Source organism: Lentzea kristufekii (genome assembly GCF_033949925.1).
Classification (GTDB): domain Bacteria; phylum Actinomycetota; class Actinomycetes; order Mycobacteriales; family Pseudonocardiaceae; genus Lentzea; species Lentzea kristufekii.
The window spans coordinates 375394-391950 of the sequence record NZ_JAXAVV010000006.1 but is presented as its reverse complement, the minus strand read 5'-3'; the positions used below and the strand labels follow the sequence as shown (position 1 = coordinate 391950).

21 protein-coding genes are annotated in these 16557 nt (G+C 71.1%); 11 read left to right on the top strand and 10 right to left on the bottom strand.

Going from position 1 to position 16557, the window contains the following annotated elements; all coding sequences use genetic code 11:
* Positions 1–40: 40 nt before the first annotated feature.
* Both SK571_RS15735 and SK571_RS15730 read right to left on the bottom strand, forming a co-directional pair.
* The gene (locus tag SK571_RS15735; RefSeq protein ID WP_319984807.1) at positions 41–439 is read right to left on the bottom strand and encodes an alpha/beta hydrolase; all 399 of its coding nucleotides are present in this window, start codon (positions 437–439) and stop codon (positions 41–43) included.
* A gap of 228 nt (positions 440–667) precedes the next feature.
* Positions 668–1882, bottom strand: coding sequence for an acetyl-CoA C-acetyltransferase (locus tag SK571_RS15730; protein ID WP_319984806.1), 1215 nt, complete (start codon positions 1880–1882; stop codon positions 668–670).
* 79 nt (positions 1883–1961) lie between these two features.
* Here SK571_RS15730 and SK571_RS15725 point away from each other — a divergent pair, with 79 nt between their 5' ends.
* Complete coding sequence (locus SK571_RS15725; RefSeq protein WP_319984805.1) at positions 1962–2852, top strand: LysR substrate-binding domain-containing protein; 891 nt, start codon at positions 1962–1964, stop codon at positions 2850–2852.
* Positions 2853–2859: 7 nt separating this feature from the next.
* On the opposite strand, the gene SK571_RS15720 is transcribed toward SK571_RS15725, so the two are convergent.
* Entirely contained in the window at positions 2860–3360 is a 501-nt protein-coding gene (locus tag SK571_RS15720; RefSeq protein WP_319984804.1) for a MarR family winged helix-turn-helix transcriptional regulator, read from the bottom strand.
* Positions 3361–3481: 121 nt separating this feature from the next.
* On the opposite strand from SK571_RS15720, the gene SK571_RS15715 reads away from it, so the two are divergent.
* Positions 3482–4459 carry an NADPH:quinone reductase gene (locus tag SK571_RS15715; protein ID WP_319984803.1) on the top strand — a complete coding sequence of 326 codons (978 nt, stop codon included), beginning with the start codon at positions 3482–3484 and terminating at the stop codon, positions 4457–4459.
* Positions 4460–4595: 136 nt separating this feature from the next.
* On the opposite strand, the gene SK571_RS15710 is transcribed toward SK571_RS15715, so the two are convergent.
* From SK571_RS15710 to SK571_RS15690, 5 genes are read right to left on the bottom strand one after another with little or no spacing between them, the layout of a single operon-like run.
* Positions 4596–5786 carry a cytochrome P450 gene (locus tag SK571_RS15710; RefSeq protein ID WP_319984848.1) on the bottom strand — a complete coding sequence of 397 codons (1191 nt, stop codon included), beginning with the start codon at positions 5784–5786 and terminating at the stop codon, positions 4596–4598.
* 8 nt (positions 5787–5794) lie between these two features.
* Positions 5795–6979 carry an NAD(P)/FAD-dependent oxidoreductase gene (locus SK571_RS15705; RefSeq protein WP_319984802.1) on the bottom strand — a complete coding sequence of 395 codons (1185 nt, stop codon included), beginning with the start codon at positions 6977–6979 and terminating at the stop codon, positions 5795–5797.
* Positions 6976–7170, bottom strand: coding sequence for a ferredoxin (locus SK571_RS15700; RefSeq protein WP_319984801.1), 195 nt, complete (start codon positions 7168–7170; stop codon positions 6976–6978). The genes SK571_RS15705 and SK571_RS15700 overlap by 4 nt, the downstream gene beginning before the upstream one ends.
* The gene (locus SK571_RS15695; RefSeq protein WP_319984800.1) at positions 7167–7847 is read right to left on the bottom strand and encodes a TetR/AcrR family transcriptional regulator; all 681 of its coding nucleotides are present in this window, start codon (positions 7845–7847) and stop codon (positions 7167–7169) included. The genes SK571_RS15700 and SK571_RS15695 overlap by 4 nt, the downstream gene beginning before the upstream one ends.
* 3 nt (positions 7848–7850) lie before the next feature.
* Positions 7851–9059 (bottom strand): cytochrome P450, encoded by a 1209-nt coding sequence (locus SK571_RS15690; RefSeq protein ID WP_319984799.1) that lies wholly within the window; start codon positions 9057–9059, stop codon positions 7851–7853.
* Between the two features lie 137 nt (positions 9060–9196).
* On the opposite strand from SK571_RS15690, the gene SK571_RS15685 reads away from it, so the two are divergent.
* From SK571_RS15685 to SK571_RS15670, 4 genes are all read left to right on the top strand, one after another.
* Positions 9197–9637 (top strand): hypothetical protein, encoded by a 441-nt coding sequence (locus SK571_RS15685; RefSeq protein ID WP_319984798.1) that lies wholly within the window; start codon positions 9197–9199, stop codon positions 9635–9637.
* A 162-nt stretch (positions 9638–9799) separates the two neighbouring features.
* The gene (locus tag SK571_RS15680) at positions 9800–10450 is read left to right on the top strand and encodes a GTP cyclohydrolase II (protein ID WP_319984797.1); all 651 of its coding nucleotides are present in this window, start codon (positions 9800–9802) and stop codon (positions 10448–10450) included.
* A gap of 23 nt (positions 10451–10473) precedes the next feature.
* The gene (locus SK571_RS15675) at positions 10474–11079 is read left to right on the top strand and encodes a nitroreductase family protein (protein ID WP_319984796.1); all 606 of its coding nucleotides are present in this window, start codon (positions 10474–10476) and stop codon (positions 11077–11079) included.
* 4 nt (positions 11080–11083) lie between these two features.
* Entirely contained in the window at positions 11084–11557 is a 474-nt protein-coding gene (locus tag SK571_RS15670) for a MarR family winged helix-turn-helix transcriptional regulator (RefSeq protein WP_319984795.1), read from the top strand.
* Positions 11558–11935: 378 nt separating this feature from the next.
* Here the strand turns inward: SK571_RS15670 and SK571_RS15665 are convergent, their stop codons facing one another.
* On the bottom strand, positions 11936–12337 hold the full coding sequence (locus SK571_RS15665; RefSeq protein ID WP_319984794.1) for an AfsR/SARP family transcriptional regulator: 402 nt from the start codon (positions 12335–12337) through the stop codon (positions 11936–11938).
* Between the two features lie 480 nt (positions 12338–12817).
* Here SK571_RS15665 and SK571_RS15660 point away from each other — a divergent pair, with 480 nt between their 5' ends.
* Genes SK571_RS15660 through SK571_RS15650 form a run of 3 tightly spaced genes read left to right on the top strand, consistent with a single transcriptional unit; the run spans position 12818 to position 14470 of the window.
* A complete protein-coding gene (locus SK571_RS15660) occupies positions 12818–13459 on the top strand; it encodes a hypothetical protein (protein ID WP_319984793.1) in 642 nt (213 codons plus the stop codon).
* Positions 13446–13862 (top strand): phage holin family protein, encoded by a 417-nt coding sequence (locus SK571_RS15655; RefSeq protein WP_319984792.1) that lies wholly within the window; start codon positions 13446–13448, stop codon positions 13860–13862. The genes SK571_RS15660 and SK571_RS15655 overlap by 14 nt, the downstream gene beginning before the upstream one ends.
* On the top strand, positions 13838–14470 hold the full coding sequence (locus SK571_RS15650; RefSeq protein ID WP_319984791.1) for a DUF3618 domain-containing protein: 633 nt from the start codon (positions 13838–13840) through the stop codon (positions 14468–14470). The genes SK571_RS15655 and SK571_RS15650 overlap by 25 nt, the downstream gene beginning before the upstream one ends.
* 119 nt (positions 14471–14589) lie before the next feature.
* On the opposite strand, the gene SK571_RS15645 is transcribed toward SK571_RS15650, so the two are convergent.
* Positions 14590–14832: an acyl carrier protein gene (locus SK571_RS15645; protein ID WP_319984790.1), complete on the bottom strand. Its 243-nt coding sequence runs from the start codon at positions 14830–14832 to the stop codon at positions 14590–14592.
* Positions 14833–14934: 102 nt separating this feature from the next.
* Here SK571_RS15645 and SK571_RS15640 point away from each other — a divergent pair, with 102 nt between their 5' ends.
* Together SK571_RS15640 and SK571_RS15635 are read left to right on the top strand one after the other, a co-directional pair.
* Positions 14935–15345: a hypothetical protein gene (locus tag SK571_RS15640; protein ID WP_319984789.1), complete on the top strand. Its 411-nt coding sequence runs from the start codon at positions 14935–14937 to the stop codon at positions 15343–15345.
* Positions 15342–16511 carry a zinc-dependent alcohol dehydrogenase gene (locus tag SK571_RS15635; protein WP_319984788.1) on the top strand — a complete coding sequence of 390 codons (1170 nt, stop codon included), beginning with the start codon at positions 15342–15344 and terminating at the stop codon, positions 16509–16511. The genes SK571_RS15640 and SK571_RS15635 overlap by 4 nt, the downstream gene beginning before the upstream one ends.
* Positions 16512–16557: the final 46 nt, after the last annotated feature.

Genomic DNA, 16557 nt, shown 5'->3' with positions numbered 1-16557 from the left:
GGAGCGGTGGCACGGCAGTTCGGCCACGGTGGCACATTGGTCACCCCTCCACCGGTGTGATGGCCACCGTCGTTTCCTCCGTCGGTGTGAGAGCCACCGTCGCCTCCCACGGGGCACGATCCTCGTGCGCGGGGGTGAACCACCGTTGGACGACGGCCTCGGTGACCGCTGCCGTTCCCTCGGGGCGGACGAGAGCCGCGCGCTCGGTCCAGTTCGCCGCCGGCCCGAGGAGAGCGCTCGTGCACAGGACCGCGAGCCGGTCGACGCGTCCGGGGTCGCGCGCGGCCAGGCGCAGCGCGGCCAGGCGCAGCGCGGCCAGGCGCAGCGCGGCCATGCCCCCGAGCGACAGCCGGACCAGGTGCGCTTTCTCCACGCCCAGCCGGTCGGGCAGCCTGACGAGATCGTCGGCGAGGGCGTCGACGGTGTGCGGGCCGGGCACGACGGGGGGAGCGTCCGTGGCCGCGGGTGTCGTAACGCACCACCTGGGAGTGCTCTTCGAGCGCGGCGACGTTGGCGTCCCACATCTCCAGCGTCGAGCCGAGCGAGTTGGACAACTCGACGTCCGGGCCGTCCGGCCTGCCTGTGACGTCCGGGCCGTCGGACCTGCCGGTGACGACCGAGCCGTCCCGCCTGCCGGTGACGACGTGGTCGACCGCGGCGACGCTCATCAGCGCACCGCCTCGAAGACGGCGGCAAGCCCCTGGCCACCGCCGATGCACATCGTCTCCAGGCCGTAGCGGCTGCCGCGGCGGCCCATCTCGTGCGCGAGGGTCGCCAGGATCCGTGCGCCGGTCGCACCGACGGGGTGTCCGAGCGAGATGCCGGAACCGTTGGGGTTGAGCCGGTCGTCTGCCGCGTCGAGCTTCCACTCGCGCAGGCACGCGAGGACCTGGGCGGCGAACGCCTCGTTGAGTTCGATCACGTCCATGTCGTCGAGGGTGAGTCCGGCCCGGTCGAGCGCGGCGGCCGTGGCCGGGACGGGACCGATGCCCATGACCTCCGGTCCCACACCGGCGACGGCCCAGGATCTGAGGGCGAGCATTGGGCGCAGGCCGCGCTTCTCGGCTTCGGCGCGGGTGGTGACCACGCACAGCGCGGCACCGTCGTTCTGGCCGCTCGCGTTGCCCGCGGTGACCGTGGACTCACGATCGAGCTTCAGCCTGACCGGCCGCAACGCCGCGAGGTCTTCGAGCGTCGTGTCCGGACGGGCGTGCTCGTCGCGGTCGACGACGAGATCGGGCTTGCCTCGGCGGCCGGGCACGGTCACCGGCACCAGTTCGTCGGCGAACCGCCCTGCCTCGTCTGCGGCACCCCAGCGCCGCTGCGACCGCACCGCGAACTCGTCCTGCTCGACGCGCGAGATGCCGTACTCGCGGCGGAGGTTCTCCGCGGTCTCGAGCATGCCTCCCGGCACCGGGTGGAACCGGCCACCGGCCGTCTCCCTGGCCCGGTCGAGGCGGTCGACGAGCTGGACGCCACCGCTGCGAACACCGGTGCGCAGTCCCAGCGCGTAGTGCTCGACCTGCGACATCGACTCTGCGCCACCCGCCACGACGACGTTCGCCGCGCCGGTCGCCACCTGAGCCGCCGCGTAGAGCACCGCCTGCAGGCCGGATCCGCAGCGGCGGTCGATCTGGAGGCCGGGAACGCCGGTGCCGAGACCCGCGTCCAGTGCCGCGATCCGGCCGATCGCCGGCGACTCGCCGTTCGGGTAGCTCTGCCCGAGCACGACGTCGTCAACGTCGCCCTCGCGCAGGCCCGTGCGCCGCACCAGTTCCGTGAGCACGGCGGTGGCGAGATCGGTGGCGCTCAGCGAGGCGAAGGCACCGCCGAACCGTCCGACGGGGGTGCGCAGGGGTTCGCAGATCACGACGTCGGTCATGCCGTCGACGCTAGTGCGGCGCGGTTATATTCAGAAATACTCATTTGGCGCTGGCTGAGACTTCGGGGGTATCAATTCGGTGGAACTCCGTCACCTGCGCTACTTCGTCGCGGTCGCCGAGGAACGGCACTTCGGCCGTGCCGCCGAACGCCTGCACATGGCGCAACCGCCGCTCTCCCAGCAGATCCAGCAGCTGGAGGCCGAGCTCGGGGTGACGTTGCTGCACCGCACCACCCGCAAGGTCGAGCTCACCGGCGCCGGGATGGTCTACCTGGACCGCGCCCGAGCCGTGCTCGCCGCCGTCGACGACGCTGCCGCGGAGGCGCAACGAGTGGCCGACGGGCTGCAGGGCCGCCTGGTCGTGGGGTGCGTCGGCTCGGCCACCTACAGCCTGCTGCCCGCGTTCGCGCGTGCCCTGCGGGAGGAGCTGCCGGCGGTCGACTTCGTGTTCCGGGGCGAGATGCTGGCACCGGACCAGCTCGAGTCCCTGCTCGCCCGCCGCGTCGACCTCGCCCTGCTGCGCCCACCGGTCGAGGACCCGGCGGTGCGGGTGGCCGTGGTGCGCCGCGACCGGCTCATCGTGGCGTTGCCCGAGGACCACCGGCTCGCGCGGCGGAAGCGGTTGAAGATCGGGGATCTGCGCGAGGAAGATTTGATCGTGCACGCGTCACGCGGCCGTTCCGTCATGCACGGGATCGTCGCGGACCTGTGCCGCTCGGCGGGGTTCGAGCCTCGGATCCGTCACGAGGTGGCGGAGACCTCGACGCTGGTCACCTTCGTCGCCGCCGGACTCGGTGTGGCCGTGGTGCCCCAACCCGTGGCGGAGCTCGGCGTGGCCGGCGCGACCTACCGCCCGCTGGCAGGGAACCACGGCGTCGATCTCGTGGCCGCCGTGCGGGCCGACGACGACTCACCGGTCGTCGCGCGGGCGCTCGGCTTGCTGGTCCGGTGGCAGGAAAGGACGAGTTGAGCCGCGGTCAGGTCTCCAGCCACTCCGGCCGGGTGGCGGAAGCGGGGTCGAGCCGGCCGAGGATGCGTTCGTGGGCGGCGTGCAGCTGGCTCAGCTGCGCCGGGTCCAGAGGGTCCACGACCAGCTCGCGGACCACGGTGACGTGACCAGGTGCCGCCAGTTCGACGGCAGCCGTGCCCGCGGCCGTGAGGACCGCGCGGCTGGCCCGGCCGTCGTCGGGATCGGGCTCGCGGCGCAGCAGGCCACGGCCTTCGAGGCGCTTCACGACGTTCGACAGGCGTGACAGCGAGGAACTGGTCAGCTGCGCGAGGCGGCTCAGGCGCAGGGTGTGGCCGGGAACCTCGGAGAGCATCGACAGCACGTGGTACTCGAAGAAGGACAGTCCGGCGTCGCGTTCCAGCTGGGCGTCGAGGATCGCGGGCAGCCGCGTCAGCAGGCGGACCATGTCGAGCCAGGCCAGCCGTTGCTCCGCCGTCAGCCAGCGCGGGTCCTCCGGGTCTGCGGTCACGTCCCCAAATTACTTGACGCTTGAACTATTCGTCCGTAGCGTCGGCCGCAGGAAGTTCGAATTTCAACTAACTGCAGGCTGTCAGGACAGCTGAGTTCCCGCACGAGCCTGGAGGAGCACCATGTTCGCGTCCTGGTACGACCGGCAAGGCGCCGCCACCGAGGTCCTGCGGGTCGGGGAGCTGCCCGACCCCGAGCCCGGCCCCGGTGAGGTGCGCGTCGAGGTGCGGCTGTCCGGGGTGAACCCCGGCGACACGAAGAAGCGGCGCGGCTGGCTGGGATCCTCCATGCCGTTCCCGCGGGTCGTTCCCCACAGCGACGCCGCGGGTGTGGTGGACGCCGTCGGTGAGGGTGTCGACGCCGGCCGGGTGGGACGGCGCGTGTGGGTCTACGGCGCGCAGTCGTACCGGGCGTTCGGCACCGCCGCGCGATACGTCGTGGTGCCCGAGCACCTGGCCGTGCCGTTGCCGGACCACGTGCCCGACGAACTGGCGGCGAGCCTGGGCATCCCCGGCATCACGGCCCACCGCACGGTGTTCGCCGACGGCCCGGTCGACGGGCGGACCGTCCTGGTGCAGGGAGTGCTCGGCGGTGTCGGTTCACTCGCCGCGCAGCTCGCGCGCTGGGGTGGCGCCACCGTGCTCGGAACGGTGACCAAGACCAGCGACCTCGACCTGGTGGACCCCGCCGTCGTCACGCACGCGGTGGCGCTCGACAACCCCGGCGCTGCCGAAGAGATCCGCGCGAGCGCCCCGGACGGAGTGCAGCGGATCGTCGAGGTCTCCCTGTCCGACAACGCCGACCTGGACGTCGCCGTCATCGCGAACGACGGCATCATCGCCGCCTACGGCACTCGGGCCGACCGCACCGAACTGCCGTTCTGGCCTTTGCTGTTCGCCAACGTCACCGTGCGGTTGTTCGGCAGCGACGACTTCCCCGCCGCCGCGAAACGTGCCGCTGCCCGGGACCTCACCTCCGCGGCCGCCGTGGGCGCGCTGCGGGTGCAGGTGGGGGAGTTGTTCCCGCTCACCGAGATCGCGGCGGCCCACGACCGGGTCGACGCCGGGGGCCGGGGCCGCGTGCTCGTCACCGTCGCATGACGGTGACGTCCTTGGCGGGGTGCGGGGCGGCCGGCTGGGCGAGGGCGCCGTTCCGCAGGTCGACCACGATGAGCGCGGCGCGTTCGTCGAGTGTGGTGAGCATGTGGGGTCCTTTCGTGCCTGGAGTTCGCCGCCGTCACCAGGTCACGGGAAGCTCGTAGACGCCGTACACCGAGCCGTCGTGCTTGAACGGGATCTTCTCCAGCTCGGTGGCCAGCCGCAGCGCCGGAATCCGCCGGTACAGCGTGCTGTACACGACCTGCAGTTCCATCCGGGCCAGCGGCTGGCCGAGGCACTGGTGCACACCGAACCCGAACGCCACGTGCCGGCGGGGGTTGCGGCCGAGGTCCAGCCGGTCGGGATCCGGGAACACCGACGGGTCGCGGTTGCCGATGTCGTTGGCCATGATCACGCCCTCGCCCGCGCGGATGGTCTCACCGGCGATCTCGACGTCCTCCAGCGCGACCCTGCGGCGGCCGTTGTGCGTGATGTGCAGGTAGCGCAACAACTCCTCGACGGCGGACGCCACGAACGCGGGGTCGTCCGACTCCCGGAGCTTCGCGAGCTGGTCCGGGTGCTCCAGCAGCGCCAGGGTGCCGAGCGCGATCATGTTCGCGGTGGTCTCGTGCCCGGCGAGCAACATGAGCACGCCCATCTGCACCGCTTCCGGCCGGGTCAGCTCGCCGTCGGCGATCCGCCCGGCCAGTCCGGACAGGAGGTCGTCGCCGGGGTTCCCGATCTTCTCGCCGACGAGGCCGTCGAGGTACTGGAACAGCCGGCCGCCCGCGGCGCGGCGCTCGTCCCCGGTGGCGTCCCGGTTGATGAGGACCTTGCTGTTCTCCTGGAACGACTCGTGGTCGTCGTACGGCACGCCGAGCAGCTGGCAGATCACCAGTGACGGCACCGGGAGCGCGAACGCCTGCACCAGGTCCACGGGCTTGGGACCGGCGAGCAGGTCGTCCAGGAGGTCGTCGACGATCTTCTGCACGCCGGGCCTCATCGCCTCGACCCGCTTGATCGTGAACGACGAGGTCACCATCCGGCGGAGCCGGGCGTGCTCGGGGTCGTCCATCAGGATGAAGCTGATGGGGGTGCCGCCGCCCGCCGAGACGTCGACCTCGATCGGATAGCCCGGCCGCGTGGCGTCCGAGCTGAGCCGGGAGTCGGCCAGGAGCGCCTTCTGCTCCGCGTACCTGGTCACCAGCCACGCCTCGGTGCCGTTGCGCAGCCGGACCCGCGTCAGCGGTGCCCGCTGCTGCAACGACTGGATGGCCGGAGGCGGGTCGAACGGGCACCTCTCCGCCCGCACCCCCGGGAAGGTCTCCATGGTGCCCGTCACGACTTTCCTCCCACGAGTGCTGGTCTCCCGATCTCCTGCCGGAGAAGACGGGCCTGTTTGGCCATGTTCCAGCCGAGCACGCCGGTGACGACGCCGTCCTGGCGGTACGTCGCGACGAAGCGGTTGCCGGCCGGATCACCGTCCACAACGGACACTTCGGCGTCGGCGCCGAGAACGCCGTGCACCTGGATCTTGACGTCGAACTGGTCGGTCCAGAAGTAGGGCACCGGCGTGTACGGCTTCGTCTCACCGAGGATCGCGCCGGCCACCGCCACGCCCTGCTCGGCCGCGTTCGTGCGGTTCTCCAGGCGCATCAGGACGTCCAGCGCCTCGTGGTGCCACCGGGCCACGTCGCCGGCGGCGTAGACGCCGTCCGCCGCGCGGCACTGCGAGTCGCACACGATCCCGTTGTCGCGCGGCACCCCGCTGCCCGCCAGCCATTCCACGGCGGGAGCGGCGCCGAACGCCACCACGACGACGTCCGCCGGCAGCACCTCGCCGGTCTCCAGGCACACCCCGGTCACCCGGCCTTCGTGCGACGACAGGCCCGTGACGCCGGAGCCGAGCCGCAGGCCGACGCCGTTCGAGGTGTGGAGGTCCGCCAGCAGCCGTGCCGGCAACGCACCGAACTGGTGGGCCAGCGGTGCTCGCTGTGGTCCGGCGATCGTGACGGCGAGTCCCATCATCCGCGCGGTGGCGGCGATCTCGGTGCCGAGCACCCCGTCGCCGACGACCACGACCCGTGAGCAGACCAGCAGGTCCTCGCGCAGGGCCAGGGTGTCGTCGAGCGTGCGGAGCACGTGCACTCCGGCCAGGCCGTCCTGGCCCGGCAGGGTGCGCGCCCGCAACCCGGTGGCCACCACGACGGCTTCCGCGGTGAGCTCCTGACCGGAGGCCGTGCGGACGGTCCGTGCCGGAACGTCCAGGCTCACGGCGGCGTCGCCGAGCACGAACGTGGCGTCCAGAGTGGACAGAACGTCCGGCGGCCGCAGGCGCGCCCGGTCCGGCGTCCACGTGCCGGCGAGGACCTGCTTGGACAGCGGTGGCCGGTCGTACGGCAGGTGCCGCTCGGCGCCCAGCACGGTGATCGGGCCGCGGTAACCCTTGCGCCGCAGGGCTTCCGCGGTGCTGAGACCGGCCGCGGAAGCCCCGACCACGAGCACGCCGTCAGGAGTGCTCACCCGGTCACCGAGATCGCGACGCCGGGGCACACGCTGGCGGCCTCGCGCACGACGTCCTCCAGTTCCGCGGGCGGTGTCTCGTCGAGCAGGACGACGATGCCGTCCTCGTCCCGCTGGTCGAACACGTCCGGCGCGAGCAGCACGCACGTTCCGGCGCCGCAGCACTTCTCCTGGTCGACAGTTACCTTCATCGTTCCTTCTTCTCCCGCGGCTCGGTGGGGGAGACGGGCGCGAGCCACATCCCCGTGAGCGCGTCGATCAGCCCGGCCGCGGCGGAGTTCCACGTGTACCGGGGTGTGGTGGTGTCTTCGGCGAGGGAGCGTTCCCGCTCGCCGACCGTGTGCACGATCAGCTGGCGCGCCATGTCGCCTCGTTCGGCCCGGACCTCGGGCGGCAGGTCGGGCAGGCACCGGTTCAGCGCTTCGACGATGCGCACCAGCGACGGTGACGACAGCGACTCGTCGATCATGATCGGCCGGAAGGTGGGGTCGGTCATCACCTGCGCGCCGAACCGCGCGAACCACGTCGGGCTGCCCAGCGCGTCGAGGTGCTCGGCCATCGGGCGCACCAGGCAGGCGATCCAGTCCCGCACGTCGGTGCTGTCGCCGGCCTCGTCCGCCACCCGCCGGCGGATCTCCTCGATCGGCGCGGAGTGCTTGCGGGCGATCGCCCGCACCAGGTCGGCCTTGGTGCCGAAGTGGTAGCTCACTGCGGCGTTGTTGCCCTGCCCGGCGGCCTCGCTGATCTGCCTGTTGGACACCGCGAGGACCCCGTGCTCGGCGAACAGCCGCTCCGCCGCCACCAGGATCAGCTCCCTGGTCGACTGCGTCCGCTCGGACCTGCCGGTCCTAATGGCCTCACTCGTCACCGGTCACCACCTCACCGGCAGCTCCGTGAGCCCGCCGACGACCAGCCCCTCCACCCGGCGCAGGTCGTCGGCGCCGACGGCGAGCTCGAGCGAGGGCAGCCTGCGCAGCAGGACGTCGAGCACGGCCTGCAGCTCGGTGCGCGCCAACGGTTGCCCGATGCACGCGTGGGCGCCGGCGCCGAAGGCCAGGTGCGGGTTCGGGCTGCGGTGCAGGTCCATCTCCGACGCGTGGACGAAGGCGCGCTCGTCCCGGTTGGCCGCCGCCATGCTGCACACCGCCGTCGTGCCGGCGGGCAGGACCGTCCCGGCGAGCTCGACGTCCTCGTCGAAGTACCGCACCATGCCGAAGCCGGAGTTGGCGTCCATCCGCAACGCCTCCTCGACGGCGGAGCGCACCAGCGACCGGTCCGCCAGCAGCCGCTCCCAGCGGCTCCGGTCGGCGAGCAGCATCGCGATCATCTTGGCGATCATGTTGGCCGTGGTCTCGTGCCCGGCGACCAGCAGACCGATGCCCGTCGAGATGAGAACGACGTCGGAGAACGGCTCGCCCTCGGCGTCGGTCTCCGAGATCAGCGCGCTGAGGATGTCCTCGCCCGGTTCCGCCCGCTTGGCCGCGATGTGCGCCGCCATGTAGGCACCGAACTCCGCCTGCGCCGCGTTCATCTCCTCCTGGGAGAAGCGGGTCATGCTGAGCAGCATGTCCGACCAGTGCGCGAACCTGTCGCGGTCGGCGTCCGGGACCCCGAGCATGTCGCAGATCACCCAGACCGGGAGCGGAAAACCCAGAGCCGCCTTCAGGTCGGCCGGCCCACCCTTGGCGACCATGTCGTCGACCAGCCGCTCGGCCATCGCCTCGATGCCGGGCCGCAGGGCGTTCATCCGCTTGGCGGTGAACCACTTGCCGATCATCCGCCGCCAGCGCAGGTGCTCCGGGCCGTGCTGCGGCAGCACCGACGCCATCTCGCTGTTGAACACCCCGCCGTCCTCGGCGGAGACCCTGGCGCCCCTGCCCGGCCCCGTCCTGGTGAACCTGGGGTCGGACAGCACCTGCTTGACGTCGTCGTACCGGGTCACCAGCGCGGCGCCGTCGCCGCTGGGCAGCGTCACGTGCGCGACCGGGCACCGATCACGCAGCCGTGCCCACTCCTCTGGTGGATCCAGCGCGTTCCCGGCGGGGATCGGGTACCGCAACGGCTCTTCGACCTGCGTCACCAAAGACTCCTCTCGCAGCAGCCCGTGTTCGGCCGCTCACCCACAGCTTGGAGATCCGAGAAGATTAAGTCAAGCGACTGACTTAAGCTGTGGGTCGCTGGGCGGCCGTGCGGGTCGGACAGGCTAGGTTTGCGCAGGTGAGTCAACTTGATGACGTGGCCGAGCGCGACAGCTGGCGCTGCTGGGTGTGCGACGAACCGGTGGACCCGGACATGTCGGTGAACGACGCGCGAGGCCCCAGCGTCGACAGCAGGACCGCCGACCGGAAGGCCAAGGTCGCGGAGCGGCTCGCGCACCGCGGCTGCAACAGCCGCAAGGGCGCGGTCAAGGTCGTCATCGCCTGGCCGGACCACCTGCACGTGGCCGAACCCGCGCCGCTGATCACCGTCGCCGGGAGGCTGGAACGCAAGGGGGGCCGCGAGATGGTGGGCCGCTGTCCGACCAAAAAGGACGCTCACGAGGTGGCGGAGTGGCTGGTGGACCGGTTCTCCCGGCTGGTTCCCGGCCTGCCGGTGACCGCCGGCGTCGAGGCGGGTGGCGGCCAGTTCCTCGTCGTCCTGGCCGCTGGGCGCCGCTGACCCGGATCGCAGGGCGTGGGTTGAGCCGCACCACCACATGTCGTGGGGCCTGAGTTGCGCCACGATCGTTCGCATGTGATCAGGGCCATCCCCGTTGTTGTTGAAGTTTCAATAGTGGAGTTGCAGACTCATATGTGAAACTTCAACAACGCGGAGGCCCGGATGACCAGCACGGAGCTGAAGGCGCCAGCGGCGACGGTGCGCACGCAGGTCACGGTGCCGCTCGAGTTCCCGGACGGGTACGCCACCACCGCGGAGGTGTTCACCTTCACCGGTCTCGGCGACGGCCTGGAGCACCTGGCGCTGGGCCTGGGCGACTGGCGGGCGGCGGTGGCCGGAGACGCGGCGCCGTTGGTCCGGCCGCACAGCGAGTGCCTCACCGGCGACGTGTTCGGCTCCCAGCGCTGTGACTGCGGTCCGCAGCTCCGCGAGGCGGTGGAGCGCATCGCCGGCGAGGGTGGCTTCCTGCTCTACCTGCGGCAGGAAGGCCGCGGTATCGGGCTGTACGCGAAGCTCGACGCCTACGCCCTGCAGGACGCCGGACTCGACACCTACGAGGCGAACCTGGCGCTCGGGCGGGGTGAGGACGAGCGCGACTACTCGGCGGCGGCGCAGATGCTGCACGCGGTGGGTGTCGACCGGATCCGGTTGCTGAGCAACAACCCCGACAAGGCGCTGCAGCTCGACGCGCTGGGCGTGCGGGTGACGAGCCGCGTCCCGACCGGCGTGCACCTGACCGACGCCAACGCCGCCTACCTGTCGGCCAAGGTCGCCCACACCCACCACACCATCGATCTGCCGCTCGCCGGCTGACCACCCCCCGGAGAGGAAACGACATGGCCACGCTCGAGTCGACCGTGGACAAGACGGCGTCGACGGTGGTGCCGCTTCATCCGTTGCTGGCGCGCAGGTGGAGTTCGCGAGCGTTCGACCCGGACCACGAGGTGACGGACGAGCAACTCGCCGCGTTGCTGGAGGCCGCCCGCTGGGCGCCGAGCGCGTCCAACACCCAGCCGTGGCGCTTCGCCGTGACCCGGCGCGGCACCGCCGAGCACGCGGCCGTGCTCGACACGTTGGCCGCCGGCAACCAGGTGTGGGCGCGGGCGGCGTCGGCACTGGTCGTCGTGGCGGCGCGGACCACGGGTGCCGACGGCGCCGCGCAGCCGTGGGCGGTCTACGACGCCGGGCAGGCCGTGGCGCACCTGTCGGTGCAGGCCCAGGCCGAAGGGCTGGCGGTGCACCAGATCGGCGGCTTCGACCGCGACCGCCTCATTGCCGTGCTCGCTGCAGACGACGTGGTGCCGCTGGTCGTCATCGCCGTCGGTCTGCGCGACGAGCCCGCCCGGCTCGCCGAGCCCTTCGCGCAGCGGGAGACCGCCGCACGGGTGCGCCTGCCCGTCGGCGACCTGCTCCTCCCGGTACGAGTCCGGCAGGAAGGATGACGCGGTGACCGAAGCACGACCCGCGGCGGAACCGCGGTGGCTCACCAGCACCGAGATGGACGCGTGGTTGAACGTCACGCAGCTGCTGATGTTGCTGCCGACCGCGCTGGACCGGCAGTTGCGTGACGACGCGGGCCTGCCGCACGCCCACTACCGCATCCTGACCATGCTCAGCGCCGAGCGCGACGGGAGCATGCGCATGACGCAGCTCGCGCGCAGGGCGGGCACGACGACGACCCGGCTCTCGCACGCGGTGTCCGTGCTGGAGGAACGCGGCTGGGTCGAGCGGTCCGCCTGCCCGACCGACAAGCGCGGCCAGGTCGCACGGCTCACCAGCGACGGCTGGAACTTCCTGCGCTCCGCCGCACCCGGCCACGTCGCCGAGGTCCGCCGGCTCGTCTTCGACCACCTGACCGACGACGACGTCACCCGCCTCCGCGAGATCACCGCCAAGCTCCTCCCGTCACTCGCCGACTAGGCCCAATGCCGGTCGGTTGAGGGGTATGCGCAGGCTGTGGCCCTCGACGAGCCGCGTGTCGCGCATTCCAGTGGTCATGCCGATTTCGATGTTCGCGCTCTCACAGCGAACCGGGCGTCTGCAAGTACTACCAACTCATGATCATCGAGCGCATAACTACCACCAACCGGGCTGTTCGCAGCCTTTAGAGCGCTCCCGCAAGTGATCTTGGGCCGCCGCGACTGACCGCACTGCGGTCAGTCGCCTGCCGCACTCCCAGGAAGAGTCCGCCACGAGGCATCTGACCAGCCGTAATGCCAAACCGATCGGCATTGCGACTAGGCCTTGTCCTGTAGGTCCGTTCGATGAGAGTCACGGTCGAGACCTGCAGGACAGGGCCTAGCAGCGCGCGCTCCTCAGCAGCGGCCGCATGAGGTCGTGGATGTGCGGGGACGGTTCGAGGCCGAGTTCCGCGCGGAGCAGGGCCCGGTAGGTCTGGTACTGGCGCAACGCCTGTGCTGGATTGCCGTCGGCCAGGTGCAGTCGGACGAGCGTGCGGTGAGCGCTTTCCCGCAACGGGTCGGTCTGAACGGCCGCCAGGGCGGCCTGGTGCGCGTGGTGGTGGTCGCCGCTCGACCGGAGCCGCTCGCTCAGCACCTCCAGCGCGCGCAGCCGTGCCTGCCGCCACCAGTCCCGCTCGGCCTGCACCCACGGCTGGGCCCAGCCGTGGGTGCAGGCCGGCCTTGAGCAGGGCCACCGCGCCGGGGTTCGCGCCCGGTTCGGCGATGAGGGCGCAGGCACGGCGGAAGTCGATGTCCACCTTCAGATCGAGCGTCAGCGCGTCCTCGAACACGACCAGCGGTGCCGGTTTGTTCAACCGCCACAACGACGACCGCAGGCACGCGGCCGCGCGGCGGGAGGTTGCCTCCGGCCAGAGCAGAGCCGCGGCGACGGGCCGCGGCACCGGGCTCGGGTGCAGTGCCAGGAGCGCGAGGAGTCTTTGTGCACCAGGCACCACGTGGACCGGTGTCCGGCCGGTGCCCAGTCGGAAACCGTCGAGCAGCTGGAGGTGCAGCCGGGGTTCCGGCGCGGGGATCGGTCCGGTCATCGTGCGGGCTCGCTCCTCTCTCGGTCGGTGTGCTCCTCAGCCGGACCGCGCCGGCGGCAGCGCGGAAGTCGTGAGTGTGGAAAGAAGAACAGTTTCGCCACCGGTCTCGTTTGCGCTGAGTTCCGCAGGGTAGCTCGTAGGCCAGGACACGACGATGAGCTGAGGAGTCAGCCGTGACCGAGAACCAGATGGGCGGAGTGCGCACGGCGGCCCGGGACGAGGGCTTCGAGGTCGCACAGCACGCCAAAGAGGCGGCGGGACAGGTGGGAAGCACTGTCCGGGAGCAGGCCTCGCAGGTGACCCAGGAGACCGCGGCCCAGGCCCGTCACGTCGTCAGGGACGTGCGGGAACGCGTTGCGGCAGAAGCGGAAGATCAGGCGCAGCGGGTGTCGAGGCAGCTCGGTCGCATCGCCGACGAGCTGGGCCAGATGGCGGGCAACGCGCCGTCCGACTCGATGTCGGCCGGAGCGATTCAGAGCGCCGCGGACACGAGCAGGCAGGCCGCGAGGTTCCTCGACGAACGAGGCGCCCAGGGCCTGCTCGACTCGGCACGGGACTACGCCCGGCGCAAGCCCGGCACGTTCCTGCTGGGTGCCGCCGTGGCGGGATTCCTGGTCGGACGCGTCGCGAAGAGCGCCACCGGTGGTGACGAAGAGCCGCGGCAGCAGGGCGGAGTCGTGCCGGTGACGTCGGAACGGACCGACGTGCCGGTGGCGCCGGAACGAGCCGGTGCGCCAACGGACTTCGGCGCGCCGCTGACGCCGAGCGCGGCGCCCGCGATGCCCGCGGCGGGGGTGCCCCATGTCGAGCCCTGAGATGCCGTCGTCGCGAGTGGACGGTGCCGGGGAGTCGCTGGGTGATCTCGTCAGTGAGCTCACAGGTGACCTGTCGAAGCTGATGAGGCAGGAGCTCGAGCTCGCGAAGGCCGAGATGCGGCAGGAGGCCGTCAAGGCCGGCAAGGCGACCGGAATGCTCGCGGCCGCGGGGTTCGCCGGGTACATGACCACCGTGCTGATCAGCCTCGCGCTGGTGTTCGCACTCGGTGCCGTCATGCCGCTCGGCTGGGCCGCGCTGATCGTCGGGGCGGTCTGGGGAATCGCCGGCGCCGTCCTGTACTCCACCGGCCGCGCCCGGTTGCGCACCGTCAACCCGAAACCCGAACGCACCGTGGAAACGCTGAAGGAGGACGCGGAATGGGCGAAACACCCGACCAGATAAGTCGTGACATCGAGATGACCCGCGCCGAGCTCCGGCACGACGCGAACCGGCTCGTCGATCACGCGAGCCCGCGGAGCATCGCCCAGCGACGTGTCCGCGGTGTGCGGCAGGGGCTGGCCTCGATGAGGGAGAAAGTGATGGGCACTGCCGCGGATGCCGCGTCCACCGTGCGGGAACAGGGACACGACGCGGGCAGCGCCGTCTCCGAACGGGCGGACCAGGCCGTGCGGGCGGTGCAGGACGCACCGCGACAGGTCGCACGGCAGACGCAGGGCAGCCCGCTCGCCGCCGGGCTCATCGCGTTCGGCAGCGGCCTGCTGCTCGCCGCGGTCCTGCCCCGCACCGACGCCGAAAGGCAAGCGGTGCAACAGCTCTCCGACAGCTTCGGTGACGCGGTGGAACCGGCGAAGGAAGCTCTCACGGAGTCGGCGCGGCACCTCAAGGAGGACGTGAAGAGCTCCGTGGGTGACGCGGCCGGCGAGGTGAAGCAGGTCGCTTCGGACGCCGCGCAGACCACTGCGGGAGAAGCGAAAGAGGCGGCGCAGGACGTGGGCGGTCACGCCCGCGAGTCCGGGCAGAGGGTGTCCGGCGAGGCGACCGGCCGGTGAGTCGGCTGTCCGGGTGAGCCGTTCGGCGGAGCGGCTCACCCGACACGTCCGGCCAGACGACCGTGCCGCCGCATCCGTTGCTGGGCAACGGATGCGGCGGCACGACCTCGGCTACCTGCTCAGCTGACCGCGGGGCCCGACTCGCCCGATCCGGACAGTTCCTTGATGAACTCGTGGCAGCGCCGGGCGCGCGCCGAGTCCTCCTCCATCACGCTGCGGAAGAAGTCGGCGATGTCCTGACGGCCCGCGTTGTCCGCGTCACGGACGTACTGGCCGTAGTCGTGGCCCGCCTTGAGAGCGTGGTACTGCACGGAGATCAGGTCGTAGGTGACGTCGTCGAAGCCGGTCTCACCGGTTGCCATCGGTACCTCCAGTGGTTGTCGGTAGGGAGGTGGTACCCGAGCGAATCGCGTTGAACCGCCAAGAGCATTTCCGGCATTCGTGCTCCGAGAGAGGCCGAAAACATGAACACAGCAGGGAAAGCGCTGCTGGCCGCGGGCGTCGCGACAGCGGTCGCCGTGGCCAGGCGACGGCGACGTGCGCCGCACGACGACGCTCCCGAGCGCTGGCTGGCCGTGACCGTGAACCGCGCACCGGACGAGGTCCAGTCCTCGATGCCGGACGACCTCGCGCGGTGGCGCGACCAGGTCGAGATCAGCGTCCGGCCGGCGACGGGGGACAAGGGCACCGAACTCAGGGCGAAGCCCACCGGTGAGGTGTCGGCTCACGAGCTCAGGCTCGCGTTGCGCCGGGCGAAGGCGGTGCTGGAAGCCGGTGAGGTGGTCCGCCCCGACACGGCTCCCACGCATCCTGGGCCGATGGGCAAGGCGCTGCAAGCGGTGACGAACCGGGCCGGCGGCGGTGGTCGGCTGTGAAGGCGCTGTGCTGGGAGGGGATCAACGACGTCCGGGTGCAGGACGTGCCCGATCCCCAGCTGCTGAACGACCAGGACATGATCCTCAAGGTGCGGCTGAGCACGGTGTGCGGCTCTGACCTGCACCTGCTGACCGGCCACATCCCGTTCATGCAGGCGGGTGACGTGATCGGCCACGAGTTCATGGGCGAGGTCGTCGAGGTCGGACCCGGCGTCACCAGGCACCGGCCGGGCGATCGCGTGGTCGTGTGCTCGTTCATCGTCTGCGGCCGTTGCTGGTACTGCCGCAACGAGCTGTACTCGTTGTGCGACAACACGAACACCAATCCCGCGATCACGCAGCACCTGTGGGGAGCAGATCCCGGCGGCATCTTCGGCTACTCGCACGCCATGGGCGGCTTCCGCGGCAGCCACGCGGAGTACGTGCGCGTGCCCTTCGCCGACCACACCGCGATCCCGATTCCCGATGCCGTGGACGACATGAGCGCCCTGTTCGCCTCGGACTCCGCTCCCACCGGGTGGATGGGCGCGGATCTCGGTGGCGTGAAACAGGGTGACGTCGTGGCCGTGTGGGGTTCTGGCGCGGTGGGACAGATGGCCGCCCGCGCGGCGCAGCTGCTCGGTGCCGAACGCGTGCTGGTCATCGACCGCTTCGACTACCGGCTGCGGCAGGCGGAACTGGCGTTCGGCGTGGAGACGATCAACTACGCCGAGACGTCCGTCGGCGACGCGCTGCTGGAGGCGACGGGTGGCCGTGGCCCGGACGTGTGCATCGAGGCGGTCGGCTGTGAGGCGCACTCCACCGGCCCGCAGCACGTGTACGACCAGGTGAAGAGCAAGCTGAAGCTGGAGACGGACCGCCCGATCGCGGTGCGCGAGGCGATCTACAACTGCCGCAAGGGCGGTTCGGTGTTCGTCCTGGGTGTTTTCACCGGTGTCGTGGACAAGTTCCCGCTGGGCGCCTTGATGAACAAGGGTCTGACCGTCCGCGGTGCGCAGCAGCACGGACAGCGGTACATCCCGATGTTGCTGGACCGCATCGCGTCCGGTGAGCTCACGACGAGTCACCTGGCGACGCACGTCATGCCGCTGAGCGAGGGCGCGCGGGGCTACGAGCTGTTCAAGAAGAAGGAGGACGACTGCGTCCGCTCGGTCTTCCGCCTTTGATCCCGGGCGGACGTTCACCGCGGCGGTGCCGGGGTAGCCGACCGGC

Coding starts and splice junctions, on each gene's coding strand:
- SK571_RS15730 (WP_319984806.1), bottom strand. CDS start 1,882: ATGACCGACGTCGTGATCTGCGAACCCCTGCGCACCCCCGTCGGACGG.
- SK571_RS15715 (WP_319984803.1), top strand. CDS start 3,482: ATGTTCGCGTCCTGGTACGACCGGCAAGGCGCCGCCACCGAGGTCCTG.
- SK571_RS15710 (WP_319984848.1), bottom strand. CDS start 5,786: ATGGAGACCTTCCCGGGGGTGCGGGCGGAGAGGTGCCCGTTCGACCCG.
- SK571_RS15700 (WP_319984801.1), bottom strand. CDS start 7,170: ATGAAGGTAACTGTCGACCAGGAGAAGTGCTGCGGCGCCGGAACGTGC.
- SK571_RS15680 (WP_319984797.1), top strand. CDS start 9,800: ATGACCAGCACGGAGCTGAAGGCGCCAGCGGCGACGGTGCGCACGCAG.
- SK571_RS15675 (WP_319984796.1), top strand. CDS start 10,474: ATGGCCACGCTCGAGTCGACCGTGGACAAGACGGCGTCGACGGTGGTG.
- SK571_RS15655 (WP_319984792.1), top strand. CDS start 13,446: ATGTCGAGCCCTGAGATGCCGTCGTCGCGAGTGGACGGTGCCGGGGAG.
- SK571_RS15650 (WP_319984791.1), top strand. CDS start 13,838: ATGGGCGAAACACCCGACCAGATAAGTCGTGACATCGAGATGACCCGC.
- SK571_RS15645 (WP_319984790.1), bottom strand. CDS start 14,832: ATGGCAACCGGTGAGACCGGCTTCGACGACGTCACCTACGACCTGATC.
- SK571_RS15640 (WP_319984789.1), top strand. CDS start 14,935: ATGAACACAGCAGGGAAAGCGCTGCTGGCCGCGGGCGTCGCGACAGCG.